This is a genomic window from Pseudomonas nitroreducens, assembly GCF_014204515.1.
Taxonomy (GTDB): Bacteria; Pseudomonadota; Gammaproteobacteria; order Pseudomonadales; family Pseudomonadaceae; genus Pseudomonas; species Pseudomonas nitritireducens_A.
Window position 1 is genome coordinate 166173 of sequence record NZ_JACHLI010000011.1, and the last position, 18284, is coordinate 184456.

General features: G+C 67.9%; 16 protein-coding genes. 11 read left to right on the forward strand and 5 right to left on the reverse strand.

The features are described from left to right. The first annotated feature begins 1 nt into the window (after window position 1). Genes HNP46_RS15920 through HNP46_RS15930 form a run of 3 tightly spaced genes read left to right on the forward strand, consistent with a single transcriptional unit; the run spans window position 2 to window position 2870 of the window. Window positions 2–1330, forward strand: a complete 1329-nt coding sequence (locus HNP46_RS15920) for an NAD(P)/FAD-dependent oxidoreductase (protein ID WP_311771814.1) — start codon at window positions 2–4, stop codon at window positions 1328–1330. Beyond that, complete coding sequence (locus HNP46_RS15925; protein WP_184590584.1) at window positions 1330–1692, forward strand: ethanolamine utilization protein EutQ; 363 nt, start codon at window positions 1330–1332, stop codon at window positions 1690–1692. Before HNP46_RS15920 ends, HNP46_RS15925 begins: the two co-directional genes overlap by 1 nt. 20 nt (window positions 1693–1712) lie before the next feature. Next, window positions 1713–2870 (forward strand): MFS transporter, encoded by a 1158-nt coding sequence (locus tag HNP46_RS15930; protein WP_184590586.1) that lies wholly within the window; start codon window positions 1713–1715, stop codon window positions 2868–2870. 48 nt (window positions 2871–2918) lie between these two features. Here the strand turns inward: HNP46_RS15930 and HNP46_RS15935 are convergent, their stop codons facing one another. Further along, a complete protein-coding gene (locus HNP46_RS15935; RefSeq protein WP_184590588.1) occupies window positions 2919–3713 on the reverse strand; it encodes a thymidylate synthase in 795 nt (264 codons plus the stop codon). 211 nt (window positions 3714–3924) lie between these two features. Between HNP46_RS15935 and HNP46_RS15940 the strand changes: the two genes are divergently transcribed. The 7 genes from HNP46_RS15940 (at window position 3925) to HNP46_RS15970 (ending at window position 10955) form a co-directional block, all read left to right on the forward strand. Beyond that, entirely contained in the window at window positions 3925–4431 is a 507-nt protein-coding gene (locus HNP46_RS15940; protein ID WP_184590590.1) for a sugar dehydrogenase complex small subunit, read from the forward strand. 2 nt (window positions 4432–4433) lie between these two features. Further along, window positions 4434–6023 carry a GMC family oxidoreductase gene (locus HNP46_RS15945; protein ID WP_184590592.1) on the forward strand — a complete coding sequence of 530 codons (1590 nt, stop codon included), beginning with the start codon at window positions 4434–4436 and terminating at the stop codon, window positions 6021–6023. Beyond that, the gene (locus HNP46_RS15950; protein ID WP_184590594.1) at window positions 6020–7300 is read left to right on the forward strand and encodes a c-type cytochrome; all 1281 of its coding nucleotides are present in this window, start codon (window positions 6020–6022) and stop codon (window positions 7298–7300) included. Before HNP46_RS15945 ends, HNP46_RS15950 begins: the two co-directional genes overlap by 4 nt. 96 nt (window positions 7301–7396) lie before the next feature. Next, window positions 7397–9811 (forward strand): tetratricopeptide repeat protein, encoded by a 2415-nt coding sequence (locus tag HNP46_RS15955; protein WP_184590595.1) that lies wholly within the window; start codon window positions 7397–7399, stop codon window positions 9809–9811. A gap of 74 nt (window positions 9812–9885) precedes the next feature. Then, the gene (locus HNP46_RS15960) at window positions 9886–10203 is read left to right on the forward strand and encodes a DUF2388 domain-containing protein (RefSeq protein ID WP_184590597.1); all 318 of its coding nucleotides are present in this window, start codon (window positions 9886–9888) and stop codon (window positions 10201–10203) included. A 111-nt stretch (window positions 10204–10314) separates the two neighbouring features. Beyond that, window positions 10315–10638, forward strand: coding sequence for a DUF2388 domain-containing protein (locus HNP46_RS15965; RefSeq protein WP_184590598.1), 324 nt, complete (start codon window positions 10315–10317; stop codon window positions 10636–10638). Window positions 10639–10733: 95 nt separating this feature from the next. Next, window positions 10734–10955, forward strand: a complete 222-nt coding sequence (locus tag HNP46_RS15970) for a hypothetical protein (protein WP_184590599.1) — start codon at window positions 10734–10736, stop codon at window positions 10953–10955. A 579-nt stretch (window positions 10956–11534) separates the two neighbouring features. Here the strand turns inward: HNP46_RS15970 and gcvP are convergent. The 4 genes from gcvP to HNP46_RS15990 all read right to left on the reverse strand — a co-directional run bounded on the left by gcvP (window position 11535) and on the right by HNP46_RS15990 (window position 17769). Further along, window positions 11535–14411 (reverse strand): aminomethyl-transferring glycine dehydrogenase, encoded by a 2877-nt coding sequence (gene gcvP / locus HNP46_RS15975; RefSeq protein ID WP_184590600.1) that lies wholly within the window; start codon window positions 14409–14411, stop codon window positions 11535–11537. An 87-nt stretch (window positions 14412–14498) separates the two neighbouring features. Continuing rightward, window positions 14499–14888 carry a glycine cleavage system protein GcvH gene (gene gcvH / locus HNP46_RS15980; RefSeq protein ID WP_184590601.1) on the reverse strand — a complete coding sequence of 130 codons (390 nt, stop codon included), beginning with the start codon at window positions 14886–14888 and terminating at the stop codon, window positions 14499–14501. 66 nt (window positions 14889–14954) lie between these two features. Next, window positions 14955–16037 (reverse strand): glycine cleavage system aminomethyltransferase GcvT, encoded by a 1083-nt coding sequence (gcvT, locus tag HNP46_RS15985; RefSeq protein ID WP_184590602.1) that lies wholly within the window; start codon window positions 16035–16037, stop codon window positions 14955–14957. A 112-nt stretch (window positions 16038–16149) separates the two neighbouring features. After that, window positions 16150–17769, reverse strand: a complete 1620-nt coding sequence (locus HNP46_RS15990; RefSeq protein WP_184590652.1) for an ABC transporter permease — start codon at window positions 17767–17769, stop codon at window positions 16150–16152. Between the two features lie 175 nt (window positions 17770–17944). Between HNP46_RS15990 and HNP46_RS15995 the strand changes: the two genes are divergently transcribed. Next, entirely contained in the window at window positions 17945–18283 is a 339-nt protein-coding gene (locus HNP46_RS15995) for a hypothetical protein (RefSeq protein ID WP_184590603.1), read from the forward strand. Window position 18284 lies beyond the last annotated feature (1 nt).

An 18284-nucleotide genomic window follows, 5' to 3' on the forward strand; every position in this document is an offset into this window, starting at 1 on the left:
CATAAACAGTATCGTCAACCTGCCTTACGATGATCGCAGCTGCGGCTGGTATGCCGCGCTGCCCGAACCACTACCCCGTCCCCGCCTGCTTGGCGAACAGAACGCCGACTACGTGGTGATCGGCGCCGGCTTCGCCGGCCTTGCCGCCGCGCGCCGGCTGGCCGAACATCAGCCGCAGGCGCGCATCCTGCTGGTGGATGCCCAGCGCATCGGCTATGGCGCCTCCGGGCGCAACTCCGGCTTCGTCATCGACCTGCCGCACAAGTTCGCCCTGGAGCATCCCGACCCTGGGCACAAGCAGCGCCTGCTGGGCCTCAATCGCGCGGCCATCGACCAGTTGCAGGGCCTCATCGCACGCCACGGCATCGACTGCCAGTGGTCCCACGCCGGCAAGTACCAGGGTGCGGTGGGCGAGCGCGGCCTGGCCTACCTCGATCACTTCGAGAAACTGATGGCCGACCTCGGCGAACCCTACCGCCTGGTGGAGCGCGACGAACTGGCTGGCCTGCTCGGCACCCGGCACTACAGCCGGGCCATCTTCACCCCCGGCTGCTACCTGATGCAGCCGGCCGCGCTGGTGCGCGGACTGGGCGATTCACTACCGCCGAACGTCGAGGTCCTGGAGGAATCGGCGATCCAGCGCCTGCAGCGCGATGCCGGCGGGCGCTGGATTCTGCACGGCGCCCAGGGACTGATCCGCACCCCCCAGGTGCTGCTGGGGACCAGTGTCTTCACCCAGGAATTCGGTTTCCTGCGCAACCGCCTGCTGCCGGTGATGACCTTCGCCAGCTGGACCCGCCCACTCAGCGACGCCGAGATGGACAGCATCGGCGCCCAGGCCGACTGGGGCCTGACGCCGGCCGACCACGCCGGCACCACGCTGCGCATGACCCAGGATCGCCGACTGATCATACGCAACACCTACAAGCATGTGCCGCGCTACGGGCGCAGCATTGGCGACGGCACCCGCGCGAAGATTCGCGACGATCACCGCCAGGCTTTCCTCGCCCGCTACCCGCAACTCGCCGCCGTGCCCTTCACCCACACCTGGGGCGGGGTCTATGCCATCTCGCGCAACTTCACCAATTTCTTCGGCCAACTGGACGACGGGGTGTTCGCCACGGCGTGCGACAACGGCGTCGGCGCGGCCTGGGGCACCATTTCCGGGACATTGCTGGCCGACCGGGCAGTGGGTGCCGCCTCCAGCCTGCTCGATGACATTCAGGCGGTCACCGGCATGCCGTCGCTCAACCCGCCGGAGCCCTTCCTCGGCCTGGGTGTGCGCACGCGCATCCGCTGGGCGGCCTGGAACAGCAGGAGCGAGTTGTGATGCCCAAGGCAACCGGCCCGGTACTGCTGGTCGATCACCGCGACCTGGACTTCACCCCTCGCGGCGGGCCGCCGGGCCACGCAGGCGTGGCCCGAGCCATCAGCCAGGAGATCTCGCCGAACCTGGGCATCGGTTTCGCCCGCTGGGAGGGCGCCGAAGTGGCCTGGACGCTGCTCTATGACGAAGTGGTCTTCGTCATCGAGGGCTGCTTCGAACTGCGCGCGAACGGCGAGCTGTACCGCGTACTGCCGGGCCAGATGCTGTGGATTCCCGAGGGTACCGAACTGGTCTACGGCGGCCATGCGCTGTTCGGCTATGTCGTGCATCCAGGGGACTGGAAGCGCCGCCACGGCCTCGACTAGCCGCTGATCAGGGGCCCCAATTGCTCTCACTGACCAAGTCCTTCGGGACGCTGTACGTGGCGACCCTGCTGATGCAGCTGGGTTCGAGCCTGCTGATGACCTACCTGGCCCTGCGCCTGGACGCCCACGGCATCGCCGAGCGCTGGAGCGGCGCGCTGATGGCGGCCAATGCGCTGGGCATGGTGCTGGGCGGACGCATCGGCTACTGGCTGATCGGCCGTGCCACCCATCCCCGCGCCTTCGTCACCGGCGCCGGCATCATCATTACCGCGGTGCTCTGCCACCTGTTCAGCGACTGGCTGCCCCTCTGGCTGGTGCTGCGCTTCGTGGTAGGTGCCGCGATGATGTGCCAGCTGATGGTCATCGAAAGCTGGCTCAATGACTGCGCGCCGGGGGATCGACGTGGCGGCGCCATGTCGCTGTACATGGTGGCCAGCTACGTCGGCATGATGCTCGGGCAATTGCTGCTCAGCCTGGGCAATGGCCTGGATGTCCGCGTGCTGGTCGGCGTGGCCATCGCCTTCGCCGTCGGCCTGGTGCCGATGGCCATGCACCGGGGGCTGCAGCCCTCGGTAATGGCGCAGACGCGGGTGAATCCAATGGTCCATGTCCGGCGCCTGCCCCAGGCGCTGGGCTGTATCCTCGGCTCGGGGCTGCTCAACGGCTGCTTCTACGGGCTGGCGCCGATCTTTGCCGCGCAACGCGGTTTCACGCCAGCCCAGGTCGGCCAGTTCATGGCCCTGAGCATCGCCGCGGGACTGGCTGCCCAACTGCCGCTGGGCTGGCTGTCGGATCGCTACCCGCGCGTTGTCCTGATCCGGGTCATCGCCATGCTGCTGGCCGTCACCTACCTGCCGCTGGTTTTCCTCGATACGTCGCAGCACGCGTGGATACTGCTGGCGGGCGCAGCCATCGGCTTCCTGCAGTTCTGCCTGTACCCGCTGGGCATTGCCCACGCCAATGCCAACCTGGAGCCGGACTTGCGCGTCGGGGTAGCGGGGGTACTGCTGGCGACCTTCGGCGTCGGCGCGAGCATCGGCCCGTTGCTGGCCGGCGCGTTGATGGAGCGTCTGGGCCCTACGGCGCTCTATCTGTTCAGCATCGGAGTGGCCGCGCTGCTGGTGGGCCTGCTGCGGGCTCCGCGGGAGATCGCGCTGCCGGGGTTCCCGGCGCAGTGAGCGGACGCCTGTCGCAGGCTGGCCGGGCGCCAGCCCGCGGCACAATCGTCAAACGGCGACCGGCGCCTTGATGTGCGGGTGGGCTTCATAGCCGACCAGCTCGAAGTCCTCGAAGCGGAAGTCGAACAGGTCCTTCACCTCGGGGTTGATCTTCATGGTCGGCAGCGGCAGCGGCTGGCGGGTCAGCTGCAGGTCGGTCTGCTCCAGGTGGTTGGCGTACAGGTGGCAGTCGCCGCCGGTCCAGATGAACTCGCCCGGCTGCAGGCCGGCGACCTGCGCGACCATCAGGGTCAGCAGCGCGTAGCTGGCGATGTTGAAGGGTACGCCGAGGAAGATGTCGGCCGAACGCTGGTACAGCTGGCAGCTGAGCTTGCCGTCGGCGACGTAGAACTGGAACAGCGCGTGGCACGGCGGCAGGGCCATTTCGTCGATCAACGCGGGGTTCCACGCGGAGACGATCAGGCGGCGCGAGTCCGGGTTTGTCTTCAGCATCTGCATCAGGTTGGCGATCTGGTCGATGTGGCGGCCGTCCGGCGCCGGCCAGGAACGCCACTGGTAGCCGTAGACCGGACCCAGGTCGCCGTTCTCGTCGGCCCACTCGTCCCAGATCGAGACGCCGTTTTCCTTCAGGTAGGCGATGTTGGTCGAACCTTTGAGGAACCACAGCAGCTCATGGATGATCGATTTGAGGTGGCACTTCTTGGTGGTCACCAGCGGGAAGCCTTCGGCGAGGTCGAAACGCATCTGGTGGCCGAACACGCTGTAGGTGCCGGTGCCGGTGCGATCGCTCTTGAAGGTGCCGTGTTCGCGCACGTGGCGCATGAGGTCGAGGTACTGTTTCATCGCTGCGGTTTCACCCAAAAGCCCGGCGCTGAGGCTCTGCGGCGCGGCTCCTGGGTGAGCCGCCGGCAGAGCGAATCGCCCGGCAGAATCTGAACAAGCGGCAATACTAAGGGCCTGGGCAGGGGATCGCCACCCTGGCCGACCAATACCCCGATGCAAGCGGCGTCAGACCGCACGTCCCAACCGTTCGCCTGTTGATAGAGAGGTCGTCATGTCCGAGGCATCGCTGCCCGCCTTTCCCCTTTCGCGCCGCCGCCTGCTGGCGGTGGCCTGCGCCAGCGCCGCGATGGGCGGGGTGCTGCTCAGTCCCGCCGGGCGCTGCTGGGCGGCGCTGACGCCGCAGGCCGAAGTGGAGCTGGAAGGCTTCATGACCCTCTCCCAGCGCCTCACCGGGCGCAGCAACCTCGATCCGCGCATCGGCCAGCGCCTGTTCCAGGCCCTGGCGCAGCGCGATACCGCGCTCAAGCAGAGCCTCACCGAGCTGCTCGATCGCCTGGGCGATGATCCGGCGAGCTGGAACGAGCGCCAGCAGTGGCTGGCGCGGCAGATTCTCGGCGGCTGGTACCTGGGGCAGATCGGCGATGACAGCAGCGCCACCGTGGTCACCTACGAGCAGGCGCTGATGTTCCGCGCGGTGGACGACGTGCTGGTGATCCGCAGCTACTGCCCGAACAAGCCCGGCTTCTGGGCCGCGCAGCCCGTCGAGCGGGGGGCTTGAGCATGAACGATACGCAACGCGCGGATTTCGTGGTGGTCGGCTCCGGCGTGGCCGGCGCGCTGGTCGCCCATCAACTGGCACTGGCCGGCAAGGACGTGCTGATCCTCGAGGCCGGCCCGCGCATGGGCCGCTGGGAGATCGTCGAGCGCTTCCGCAACCAGGCGGACAAATCCGACAACCAGGCGCCCTATCCGTCCACCCCATTCGCACCGCATCCGCAGTTCAAGCCGGACAACCACTACCTGATCCAGAAGGGTGAACACCCCTACGACGTGCAGTACATCCGCGCCGTGGGCGGCACCACCTGGCACTGGGCGGCCTCCGCCTGGCGCTTCCTGCCCAACGATTTCAAGCTGCGCAGCCTGTATGGCGTAGGCCGCGACTGGCCCATCGAGTACGCCGAGCTGGAGCCCTGGTACCAGCGCGCCGAGGAGGAACTGGGCGTCTGGGGCCCGGGCGACGAGGAACTCGATTCGCCACGCAGCCAGCCCTACCCCATGCCACCGCTGCCGCTGTCGTGGAACGAGCAGCGCATCAAGACCCTGCTCAACGCCAACGGCTACCGCGTGGTCACCGAACCGGTGGCGCGCAACAGCCGCCCCTACGACGGCCGCCCGACCTGCTGCGGCAACAACAACTGCATGCCCATCTGCCCCATCGGCGCCATGTACAACGGCATCGTCCATGTCGAGAAGGCCGAAGCCGCCGGCGCCCGGCTGATCGATAACGCCGTGGTGTTCAAGCTGGAGAAGGGCGAGGCCGGCAAGATCGTCGCGGCCCTCTACAAGGACCCGCAGGGCAACGAGATGCGCGTCGAGGGCGACACCTTCATCCTCGCCGCCAACGGCATCGAGACGCCCAAGCTGATGCTGATGTCCGAGGTCGGCAACAGCTCGGACATGGTCGGCCGCAACCTCATGGACCACCCGGGCACCGCCGTGCAGTTCTATGCCAACGAGAAACTCTGGCCAGGCCGCGGGCCGCAGGAGATGACCTCCATGGTGGGCTTCCGCGATGGCGCCTTCCGTAGCGAGTACGCGTCGAAGAAGATCCACCTGTCCAACCTCTCGCGCACCGACCAGGTGGCCGCCGAGCTGATCCGCCACGGGCCGCTGCTGCTGGGCCACGACCTGGAGGCGAAGATCCGCGACCGCGCCGCGCGCTTCGTGCGCTTCGACAGCTTCCACGAAATCCTCCCGCACCCGGAGAACCGCATCGTGCCCAGCGCCACCGAGCGCGACGCGGCCGGCATCCCCAAGCCCGAGTTCACCTATGCAATGGACGACTACGTGCGCAAGAGCGCGGTGCACACCCGCGAGGTCTACGCCAACGCGGCCAAGTTGCTAGGCGGTGAAGAGGTGACGTTCGACGACAGTTTCGCCAACAACAACCACATCACCGGCACCGTGCTGATGGGCGCCGACCCGAAGGATTCCGTGGTGGACGCCCAGTGCCGGACCCACGACCACCCCAACCTGTTCATCGCCAGCAGCGGCGTGATGCCCACCGTCGGCTCGGTGAACTGCACCCTGACCATCGCCGCCCTGGCCCTGCGCCTGGCCGAGCACCTGAAGCGGGAGGCCAAGGCATGAAACGTCTTCTCCTGCTCGCCCTGCTGGCCGCACCACTTCTCGCCCACGCGGCCAATGCCCTGGACCCCGCGCCAGCGGAAGTCCTGCAACGCGGCGAATACCTGGCCCGCGCCGGCGACTGCGCGGCCTGCCATACGGTGCCGGGCGGCAAACCTTTCGCCGGCGGCCTGCCGCTGGCCACGCCGCTGGGCGCGGTGTACTCCACCAACATCACCCCCGACCCGAAGACCGGCATCGGCAGCTACAGCTACGACGACTTCGCCCGCGCCGTGCGCGAGGGCGTAGCCAAGGGCGGCACCCGGCTCTACCCGGCGATGCCCTACACCGCCTATGCGAAGGTCAACGACGAGGACATGCAGGCCCTCTACGCCTGGTTCCTCGAAGGCGGCGTGCAGGCCGTGGCGCAGCCCAACCGCGATTCGGACATCACCTGGCCGCTGGACATGCGCTGGCCCCTGGCGATCTGGAACCTGCTGTTCCACGACGACACGGTCTACCAGCAGAACCCCAAACAGAGCGCGGCCTGGAACCGTGGCGCCTACCTGGTCCAGGGCCTGGCCCACTGCGGCACCTGCCACACCCCGCGCGGCATGGCCTTCCAGGAGAAAGCCACGGACGAGCGCAGCACCGGCTTTCTCTCCGGCGCCGCGCTGGGCGGCTGGTACGCCTTCAACATCACCCCCGACACCCACAGCGGCATCGGCGGCTGGAGCGACGCGGAGATCGTCCAGTACCTCAGGAGCGGCCGCGTACCGGGCAAGGCCCAGGCCGCCGGGCCCATGGCCGAGGCGGTGGAGCACAGCTTCCAGTACATGAGCGATGCCGACCTGCAGGCGATTGCCAGCTACCTGCGCAGCGTGCCGGCGGTCAGCGACGGCGAACGCAAGGCGCGCTTCGCCTGGGGCGAACCGGCGGACGACGTCGTCACCCTGCGCGGCGAAGACTTCGCCGCACAGAAGCATGACGACGGCGCCCGCCTGTACCTGGGCAACTGCGCCAGCTGCCATTCGTGGAGCGGCGAAGGGGTGAAGGACGGCTACTACCCGATGCTGCTGAAGAACAGCGCCGTGGGCGCCCTGCAGCCGGACAACCTGGTACAGGTGGTCCTTGGCGGCGTGCACCGCAAGGTGGGCAGCGAAGACGTGTTCATGCCCGGCTTCGCCGGCACCCTGAACGACGAGCAGATCGCCACCCTGGTGAACTACCTCACCGCACAGTTCGGCAACCCCGAGGTGAAGGTCGACAGCGCCCGCGTCGCCGAGATTCGCCAGCCGTGAAGCGCGGGCCGCCGCGCATTCGGCGGCCCACTGCGTTGACAGCCACACGCCCCTCGCGGAAGCTCCCTGCGTCGTCGCGCGGAACAGCGGAAGTCCATGCCCAACAAGAATCGGAAAGCACGCCCCACTCCGGCCGCCACTGCGGCTCCCGAGCGCGTTCGGCCGCGGCGGACCTGGCTGGCCGTGCTGGTCGGAGCGCTGTTGCTGGCGACCCTGGGCGCGTGGATCTGGGTGGAGCAGGACAGCGGCGCGAAGCTGCCGGCGGGGCATCCTCCGATTGCCGAGGGAAAAGCTGCTGCAGCCGCGCAGACGCCCACCGCCAGCGCTCCCGTGCTGGTCGACGAACAACAGTGCCAGGGCTGCCATCAGGCGCAGACCAAGGATTGGCAGGGCTCGCACCACCAGCAGGCGATGAAGCCGGCCAGCGAAGGCCATGTGCTGGGCGACTTCGACAACGTCACCTTCAAGGGCGACACCGAGACCACCCGCTTCTTCCGCAAGGACGGCGAGTACTGGGTCAACACCCCCGGCGCCGACGGCAAGCCGGCCGACTTCAAGGTCGCCTACACCTTCGGTTTCGAGCCATTGCAGCAATATCTCATCGACTATCCAGACAAGACAGGTGGCCCAGGCGGCCGCCTGCAGGCCCTCGGCGTCGCCTGGGATAGCCGCAAGCACCGGTGGTTCCAGCTGATGCCCGGCCAGCGCATCGACTTCAAGGACGAGCTGCACTGGACCCGCCCCGCGCAGAACGCCAACTTCATGTGCATCGAGTGCCACACCACCGGTTTCAAGCGCAATTACGATGCGCAGACGGACAGCTTCGCCAGCCACTGGAACAGCCTGGGCGTCGGCTGCCAGGCCTGCCACGGGCCGGCGTCCAGACACCTGGAATGGGCGCAGAAGCCTGACCGCAGCCAGGACAAGGGCTTCGAAGTGCCCCTGCAGAACGCCAGCCAGGCCACCATCGTCGAAACCTGCGCGCGCTGCCATGCGCGCCGCGCACCGCTGGCCGACGGCTTCCAGAACGACCACCGTTTCATGGACGACTACCTGCCCAGCACCCTGACCCGCGAGCTCTACGAGATCGACGGCAAGATCAAGGACGAAGTCTTCGAATGGGGCTCCTTCACCCAGAGCAGGATGTTCGCCAAGGGCGTGCAGTGCACCGACTGCCACAACCCCCACAGCGGCGAACTGAAGGCGCCGGGCAACGGCGTCTGCCTGCAGTGCCACAACACCGCCGGCAAGGCGGTGCGCCCGCAGATCGACGGCAAGGGCCTGCAGGCGAAGAACTACGACTCGCCCGAGCACACCCATCACCAACCCGGCACACCCGGCGCGCAGTGCACCTCGTGCCACATGCCGGGGCGCTACTACATGGTCAACGACTACCGCCACGACCACGGCTTCACCCTGCCCAACCCGCAGCACGCCCGCCGCATCGGCGCGCCCGATGCCTGCCAGGCCTGCCACCGCGACATGCCGGCCAAGCAACTGGGCTCGACGTTCCGCGACTGGTTCGCCAACGAGCTGCCGGCCAGGGCCAACGCCTCCAGCAACCCGGCGCCACGCTATGACGACACCCTGTCGAAGGCGCGCAACGGCCAGCCCGGCGCCTCCCGCGCGCTGCACCTGCTGCTGGCGACCCCGGACCTGCCGGCGATCCGCCGGGCCACGCTGCTCGCCGAACTGCCCAGCTACCCCAGCCCGCGCTCGCTGGAACTGGTCGCCCTGGGCCTGAGGGACAGCGACCCACTGGTGCGCAATACCGCCGTCGAGGCGCTGGCGCCGCTGGCCGCTCCCGCGCAGCAACTGGCGTTGCTGCTGCCGTTGCTGGACGACCCGATCCGCGCCGTACGCATCGCCGCTGCCTGGCAGCTGGCGCAGTTGCCGCCGCCTGTGCGCGCTGGCATTGCCGGTCCCTTGCAGAGGGGGCTGGCGGAGTACGAGCAGGTCCAGCACGACCTTGCCGAGCGCGCCGAAGCCAACCTCAACCTCGCCCAGCTCTACCAGCTGACAGGCCGCGACGAGCAGGTGGAGCCCGCTCTGCGCGATGCGATCCAGCGCAACCCCGACTTCCTGCCGGCCAAGGTCACGCTGATCCAGTGGCTGGAGGCCAACGACCGGACCGGCGAAGCGCGCCAACTGCTGGACGAGAGCCTGCGCCTGCATGCCGGCTCCGGCCTGCTGCACCACGTCAACGGCCTCGCCCTGGTCCGCGCGGGCCAGCGACCGCAAGCGCTCAGGGAGCTACGCGAGGCCGTGCGCCTGAGCCCGGACGACGACCAGTTCCGCTACGTCCTGGCCATCGCCCTGCACGACAGCGGCGACAGCGACGGCGCCTGCCACGAGCTCGAACAGCTGTTGCAGCGCCACCCGGCCAATCGCGCGGCGCGCCTGGCGCTGCTCGACTACCTGCGGGAAACCGGGCAGTTCCAGAAGGTCCAGCAGCTCACCGCGGAGCTGGAGCAGCAGAACCCGGACGACCCGGCGCTCAAGCGTGAGTGAAATTTCCGACAGCAGGCGGGAACCGCCGCCTGCCAGGAGGTTCTGAAGGGCGCGCAATCACTCAAGGAACCATCATGCGTCGTCGTTTCGCCCCCGCCGTCATCGCCCTCACCCTGCTCCCCCTCGCCTCGGCCATGGCCGAAGACCGCAGCTTCTGGCGCGGCGTCCTGACCTCCGGCGCCACCACCGCGTCGAGCTACATGACCAGCCGCGACGACCACAAGCTGGTCGGCCCGGCCCAGGACGATGCCGCCAGCTTCATCGCCAGCGACGGCGCCATCCGCGGCCCCTACCTGGAAGCCGCACTGCGGCAGATGCGCAGCGCCGACCCGGCCCTGGCGCAGGCCAGCGACGCCCAGCTGGCCTCGGCCATCCTCGCCGAGCAGCGCTGACCCACCGCGGCGTGCGCGACGACCGTTCGCGCACCCCGCCGCTGGAAAGTTGGAACTCCCGCCAGCCGCTGCGCCTCTCACCTGTACACGGACCCTGCGGAGGTGTACCCGATGCGTACCGCGAAACTGGCCACTGCCTTTGCCCTGATCGCCCTGCCCGTCGCTTCGGCCATGGCCGACGGCTTCTGGCGCGACATCATCTCGTCCGGCGCCACCACCGCGTCGACCTACCTGACCTTCAAGCACGACAAGCTGATCGTCGCCGCCCAGGACGACGCCAGCGCCTTCGTCGCCAGCGATGGCGCGATCCGCGGTCCGTATCTGGAAGCCGCACTCACCCGCCTGCGCAGCGACGACGCCGCGCTGCAGGACCGCAGCGACATGGAACTGGCCAACGCCATCCTCGTGCGCCGCGATGACGCATCCGCCCAGTGACACCCAGCGCCGCGGTCCGTGGCGCTCGTCACGGACCGCGCCGGCCGGTCGCGGCTGTGCTCTACTGACACTCCCTGTCCGACACGGAGTGTCCCATGAACGATCCCATCCAGCCGCTGAAGATCACCCTGATCCTGCTGATCGTCAGTGAAGGCTTCTGGCTGCTCAACCGCCTGCTCGGCGTCATCGGCCTGGACATCTACTCGCTCCTGCCGTCGGCCATCTACAACCTGCTGGGCATGCTCAGCAACGTGCTGATGATCCTGCTGTTCGTGTTCCTGATCCGGCTGATCGGGCGGTTGCAACTCAAGCCCTGACGCACCTCAGCGGGGCGGAACCGATCGCGGACGGAGTCCGCTCCTGCGACACCGGGAAAACCCACGTCAGCCTGTAGGAGCGAGCTTGCTCGCGAACCCGCCCAACGCCGGAGCGGCCTGGATATCCGTTCGCGAGCAAGCTCGCTCCTACGAAAAGCCCATTAACAAGCCGCCCGAGGGCGGTTTGTTCGTACAGAGCACTTTCACATCAGCGCATGTCACCACTTCAGCCTGGTAGGGCGAATAACGCGTCAGCGTTATCCGCCGAAAAGGCCAACGGCGGATAACCCGTTCCGAGTTATCTGCCCTACGCCCTGACGCTCTTCAGCGGATCGGGGTCGATCGCGGACGGAGTCCGCTCCTACGACACCGGGAAAACCCATGTCAGCCTGTAGGAGCGAGCTTGCTCGCGAACCCGCCCAACGCCGGAGCGGCCTGGATATCCGTTCGCGAGCAAGCTCGCTCCTGCGACTCTCTCCTACGACTCTCTCCTATGAAAAACCCATGAAAAAGCCGCCCGAAGGCGGCTTTTTCGTTCAGCGCACTTTCACATCAGCGCCTGTCACTCCAGCACACTGCTCACTCGCGGTAATCGTCCACCGGCACGCAGGCGCAGAACAGGTTGCGGTCGCCGTAGACGTTGTCCACGCGGTTCACCGCCGGCCAGTACTTGAAGGCGCGGGTGTGCTCGGTCGGGGTCACCGCGTCGGCGATCTGATACGGGCGATCCCACAGTCCGGTGACGTCCGCCAGGGTGTGCGGCGCGCGCTTGAGCGGGTTGTCCTCGGCCGGCCATTCGCCGGTCTCGACCTTGGCGATCTCCGCGCGGATCGACAGCATCGCCTCGATGAAGCGGTCCAGCTCGTGCTTGGACTCGCTCTCGGTGGGCTCCACCATCAGCGTGCCGGGCACCGGGAAGGACATGGTCGGCGCGTGGAAGCCGTAGTCCATCAGGCGCTTCGCCACGTCTTCCTCGCTGATCCCGGTCTGTGCCTTGAGCGGGCGCAGGTCGAGGATGCACTCGTGGGCGACGCGCTCGTTGCGGCCGCGGTAGAGCACCGGGAAGGCGCCGTCGAGCTGCTGGGCCAGGTAGTTGGCGTTGAGGATCGCCACCTCGGTGGCGTCGGCCAGCTGCGGGCCCATCATGGCGATGTACATCCAGCTGATCGGCAGGATGCTCGCGCTGCCCCAGGGCGCGGCGCTCACCGCGCCGTTCAGCGGGTTCGGGCCTTCGATGCGGATCACCGGGTGGTTGGCGACGAAGGGCGCGAGGTGCTTCTTCACGCCGATCGGGCCCATGCCCGGGCCGCCACCGCCGTGGGGAATGCAGAAGGTCTTGTGCAGGTTCATGTGCGACACGTCGGCGCCGATGTCCGCCGGGCGCGCCAGGCCGACCTGGGCGTTGAGGTTGGCGCCGTCCATGTAGACCTGGCCGCCGTGGCCGTGGATGACCTCGCAGATTTCGCGGATGCCTTCCTCGTAGACACCGTGGGTCGACGGGTAGGTGATCATCAGGCAGGACAGCTGCTCGCCGGCCTCGGCGGCCTTGCACTTCAAGTCCTCCAGGTCGACGTTGCCGCCCTTGTCGCACTCGACGATGACCACGCGCATGCTCGCCATGATCGCCGAGGCCGGGTTGGTGCCGTGGGCCGAGGACGGGATCAGGCAGATGTTGCGGTGCGCATCGCCGCGGCTCTCGTGGTACTTGCGGATCGCCAGCAGGCCGGCGTACTCGCCCTGGGCGCCGGAGTTGGGCTGCATGCAGATGGCGTCGAAGCCGGTGATCGCGCAGAGCCAGCTTTCCAGCTCCTCGATCATCAGCCGGTAGCCCTCGGCCTGCTCGCGCGGCACGAAGGGGTGCAGGCTGGCGAATTCCGGCCAGGTGATCGGGATCATCTCGCTGGTGGCGTTGAGCTTCATGGTGCAGGAGCCCAGCGGGATCATCGCCTGGTTCAGCGCCAGGTCCTTGCCTTCGAGCTGGCGCAGGTAGCGCAGCATCTCGGTTTCGCTGTGGTGGCGGTTGAATACCGGGTGGCTCAGGTAATCGCTGCTGCGCTGCAGGGCGGCGGGGATGCCGTCGGCGACCTTGCCGGCATCCAGAGCAGCGACGTCCAGGCCGTGGCCGGCGCCGAGGAGGATGTCGAACAGGCTGGCCAGGGTGTCGGCGCTGCTGGTCTCGTCCAGGCTCACGCCCAGGCGGTCCTCACCGACGATGCGCAGGTTGACGCGGGCGGCGCGCGCACGCTCGACGATGGCCGGCTGCTGGGCGCCGACGTCCAGGGTCAGGGTGTCGAAGAAGTGCTGGTTGACGAGCTTCACGCCCTTGGCGGCGAGGCCGGCGGCCAGCACGGAAGTCAGGCGGTGCACGCGCTGGGCGATGCGTTTCAGACCCTGCGGACCATGGTAGACGGCGTACAGGCTGGCGATGTTGGCCAGCAGCACCTGCGAGGTGCAGACGTTGGAGTTGGCCTTCTCGCGGCGGATGTGCTGCTCGCGGGTCTGCAGCGCCATGCGCAGCGCGGTGTTGCCACGGGCATCCTTGGAGACGCCGATGATGCGGCCCGGCATGGCGCGCTTGTAGTCGTCGCGGCAGGCGAAGAAGGCAGCGTGCGGGCCACCGTAGCCCATGGGCACGCCGAAGCGCTGGGCGCTGCCCAGCACCACGTCGGCGCCCAGCTCGCCCGGCGGGGTGAGCAGCAGCAGCGCGAGCAGGTCGCTGGCGACGCAGGCAATGGCCTGCTGGGCGTGCAGTGCTTCGATGACCGGGCGCAGGTCGCGGATTTCGCCGCGGGTGTCCGGGTACTGCAGCAGCGCGCCGAACACCGCGTGCTGGCCGAGGTTGTCCACCTCATCGACCACCACGTCGAAGCCGAAGGCTTCGGCGCGGGTCTGCACCACGGAGATGGTCTGCGGGTGGCACTGCGCGTCGACGAAGAACAGGTTGCTCTTGGCCTTGGCCACGCGCTTGGCCAGGGCCATGGCTTCGGCGGCGGCGGTGGCTTCGTCGAGCAGCGAGGCGCTGGCCAGGTCGAGGCCGGTGAGGTCGATGGTCATCTGCTGGAAGTTCAGCAGCGACTCCAGGCGACCCTGGGCGATCTCCGGCTGGTACGGGGTGTACGCGGTGTACCAGCCCGGATTCTCCAGCACGTTGCGCAGGATGACGGTCGGCGTCAGCGTGCCGTAGTAGCCGGTGCCGATCAGGCTGGTCCACAGCTCGTTCTGCTGGGCGTACCCCTTCAGCTTGGCCAGCGCGCCCTGCTCGTCGAGGGCGGTGGGCAGGTCCAGCGGCCGGTTCAGGCGGATCGCCGGGGGCACCGTCTGCTCGATCAGGTCGTCACGCTTGCCGAGCCCCAGGGTGTCGAGCATGGCTTGCTGCTCGGCGGCGTCGGGGCCCAGGTGGCGGGCGAGGAAGGCATCGGGCTGGTGCAGCTGGGAAAGCGAAGGGGTGTTCGACATGGCCACGGTCTCGAAAAGTCGGTCCGTAATCGGTCCGTAAAAAAGAACAGGCCCCGACGAGTCGAGGCCTGTGTTTACAGCAGTGTCTTACGCGTCAGCGTCGCTGGCCGCGCGGTAGCCGGCGGCGTCGAGCAGTTTGTCCAGCTCCGCCGGGTTGCTCGGCTTGAGCTTGAAGAACCAGGAGCCGTACGGGTCGTTGTTGACTTCCTCGGGGGTGTCGGCCAGCACCTCGTTGACGGCGATGACTTCACCGCCCACCGGCGCGTAGATGTCCGAGGCGGCCTTCACCGACTCGACGACACCGGCTTCCTGGCCGGCGGCGAGGGTCTTGCCCACTTCCGGCAGTTCGACGAAGACCACGTCGCCCAGGGCTTCCTGGGCATGGTCGGAGATGCCCACGGTCACAGTGCCGTCGGCTTCCAGGCGCGCCCACTCGTGGCTGGCGGCGTAACGCAGGTCGGCGGGGATATTGCTCATCTTGTTTTTCCTCGGGGACTGGGCGACGGGCGGCGGTACCGCCCCATACAAGTTAGATCATGCAATTTAGATCAGGGCTTTGCCATGACGCACGAAATTCGGCTGAACGACGCGAACCGGGTACCACTTGCCACGGATCTCCACTTCGGCGCGGTCGCCGGTGGCGGCCGGCACACGGGCCAGGGCGATGGACTTGCCCAGCGTCGGGGAGAAGCTGCCGCTGGTGATCTCGCCTTCGCCGACGCCGGCAACGCGGACCACCTGGTGCGCGCGCAGCACGCCGCGCTCTTCCAGCACCAGGCCGACCAGCTTGGGCGCATCACCGGCGGCTTTCTGCGCCTCCAGCGCCTGGCGGCCGATGAAGTCGCGGCCTTCGGGTTCCCAGGCGATGGTCCAGCCCATGTTGGCGGCCAGCGGGGTGACGTCCTCGTCCATGTCCTGGCCGTAGAGGTTCATCCCGGCTTCCAGGCGCAGGGTATCGCGCGCGCCCAGGCCTGCCGGGGAAATGCCGGCGCCGACCAGGTCGTTGAGGAAGCCCGGCGCCTCGACGGCCGGCAGCATGATTTCCAGGCCGTCTTCGCCGGTGTAGCCGGTGCGGGCGATGAACCAGTCACCGTCGGCCTTGCCCTGGAAGGGCTTGAGCTCGCGGATCAGCGCGGCGCGCGAGGGAGTGACCAGTTCGGCGGTCTTCTCGCGGGCGTTCGGGCCCTGCACGGCGAGCATCGCCAGGTCGGGGCGCTCGGTCAGGGTGACGTCGAAGCCTTCGGTGTGGGCCTGCATCCAGGCCATGTCCTTGTCGCGGGTGGAGGCGTTGACCACCACGCGATAACCGTACACGCCGAGATAGACGATCAGGTCGTCGACCACCCCGCCGCGCTCGTTGAGCATGCCGCTGTACAGCGCCTTGCCCGGAACCTGCAGTCGTTCGACATCGTTGGCCAGGAGTCGCTGCAGGTATTCCTTGGCCTGCGGACCGGTGACGTCGACCACGGTCATGTGGGAGACGTCGAACACGCCGCAATCGCGACGTACCTGGTGGTGCTCTTCGACTTGCGAACCGTAGTGCAACGGCATGTCCCAACCGCCGAAATCGACGATCTTGGCGCCGAGGGCGACGTGCAAATCATAGAGCGGCGTGCGCTGTCCCATGGGTGTTCTCCTTCCGGGCGAGGCGGGTGCGGAGCGCGAGTACGGCCCGCACGAAACGCGCGCATTGTAGTCGCATGGCCGGCCTCTGGACAGCTTGTCCGACGGCCGATTCTCAGGGCCGCGAAGAACCGCTCTGGCGCGCGGAGCGACGGATCAGGCCGATCACCGGGAACAGGCCTACCAGCACCAGTGTCAGGGCCGGCAGCGCGGCGCGCGCCCACTCCCCTTCGCTGGTCATCTCGAACACGCGCACGGCCAGGGTGTCCCAGCCGAACGGGCGCATCAGCAGGGTCGCCGGCATCTCCTTGAGCACGTCGACGAACACCAGCAGCGCGGCACTCAGCGCCCCCGGCACCAGCAGCGGCAGGTAGACGCGGAAGAACAGGCCGGCGCCGCCGACACCCAGGCTGCGGGAAGCTTCCGGCAGCGACGGGCGAATCCGCGCCAGCGCACCTTCCAGCGGGTGGTAGGCCACCGCCATGAAACGGATCAGGTAGGCCACCAGCAACGCCCCGAGGCTGCCCAGCAGCAGCGGCTTGCCGGCGCCGCCCAGGGCGCTGGACAGCGGGATCACCGCATGGTTGTCCAGCCAGCTGAAGGCCAGCATGATCGCCACCGCCAGGACCGAGCCGGGCAGCGCGTAGCCCAGGTTGGATATGCCCACCGCCGAACGCACCGCCGGCGTCGGCGACAGACGCCGGGCAAAGGCCAGCAGCAGCGCCACGGCGACCGTCAGCAACGCGGCGAAGCCGCCCAGGTAGAGGCTGTGCAGGATCAGCCCCCAGTAGCGCTCATCCAGATCGAAGCGGCCCTTCTGCCAGACCCACACCAGCAGTTGCAGCACCGGGATGACGAAGGCGCAGGCGAACACCAGCAGGCACCAGGCGCTGGCGGCGAAGGCCTTCCAGCCGTGCAGCCGGTACAGCGCGGCGCCGCGCGGGCGCTCGTTGGGCACGCCGCTGCGGCCACGGCTGTAGCGCTCGCCCAGCAGCACCAGCATGACGAACAGCAGCAGCAGGCTGGCCAGCTGGGTGGCGCTGGAGAGGCTGTAGAAGCCGTACCAGGTCTTGTAGACGGCGGTGGTGAAGGTATCGAAGTTGAACACCGAGACTGTGCCGAAATCCGCCAGGGTCTCCATGATCGCCAAGGCCAGCCCGGCCCCGATGGCCGGCCGCGCCATGGGCAGGGCGACGCGCCAGAAAGCGGCCAGCGGCGACAGCCCGAGTACCCGCGCCGCCTCGGTCAGTCCACGCCCCTGGGCGAGGAACGCGGTGCGCGCGAGCAGATAGGCGTAGGGGTAGAAGACCAGCACAAGCACCGTGATCACGCCGCCGGTGGAGCGCACGCGGGGCAGCCGCAGACCGCTGCCGAACCATTCGCGTAACAGCGTCTGCACCGGCCCGGAGAAATCCAGCAGGCCGACGAAGACGAACGCCAGCACGTAGGCCGGTACCGCGAAGGGCAACATCAATGCCCAGTCCAGCCAGCGCCGGCCGGGGAATTCGCAGAGGCTGGTGAGCCAGGCGAGGCTGACACCCAGCACGGTCACCCCGACGCCGACGCCCGCCACCAGCACCAGGGTATTGCCCAGCAGACGCGCCATCTGGGTTTCCCACAGGTGCGACCAGATTTCCCGGTCGATCTCCGCCCAGCTCAACAGCAGGACGCTGATAGGCAGCAGGACCAGGGCGGCGACGGCAAAGGTGACGGAGTACCAGCGGTTGGCGAGCATGCGTGGGTGTTTCTCGGACATCAAAGGGTAATTGTGGGAAAAGCCGCCGGCCTATCTATGGAAACTTCCCTCATTGAAATCGAATCAGCCCGGATCTTCATGGCACAGGGATAAACCGCAAGCTAAAGCGGTCGAACCGTCCACTTTGCCATTCATCCCTGCCAAGGAAAAAGCCATGTTTTCCCCTCGCGCGCTCTGCGGGCTGCTGCTTCTGTCTCTGTGTGGTCCCGTGCTGGCCGACGAACCGACTCCCATGGAGTCCTGCCTGGACATGGCCATGAAGCTGCTGGCCGAGAATCCGCCACTGCAGGAACGCTGGCAGCAGACCTGGGTGGAGCCCTCGTCGATCCGCGAGGAAGCCTACACCGGCGAGGTGGACGGCAAGCCCGCGAGCAAGCGGTTGACCGCCCAGCTGCGCCGTGGCGACCAGTCCGACGGGCAGTTCATCTGCCTGCTCTCCGCGGACGGCAAGGCGCTGGCGGTGAATCACCAGGACGACGACAGCGCCCACTGAG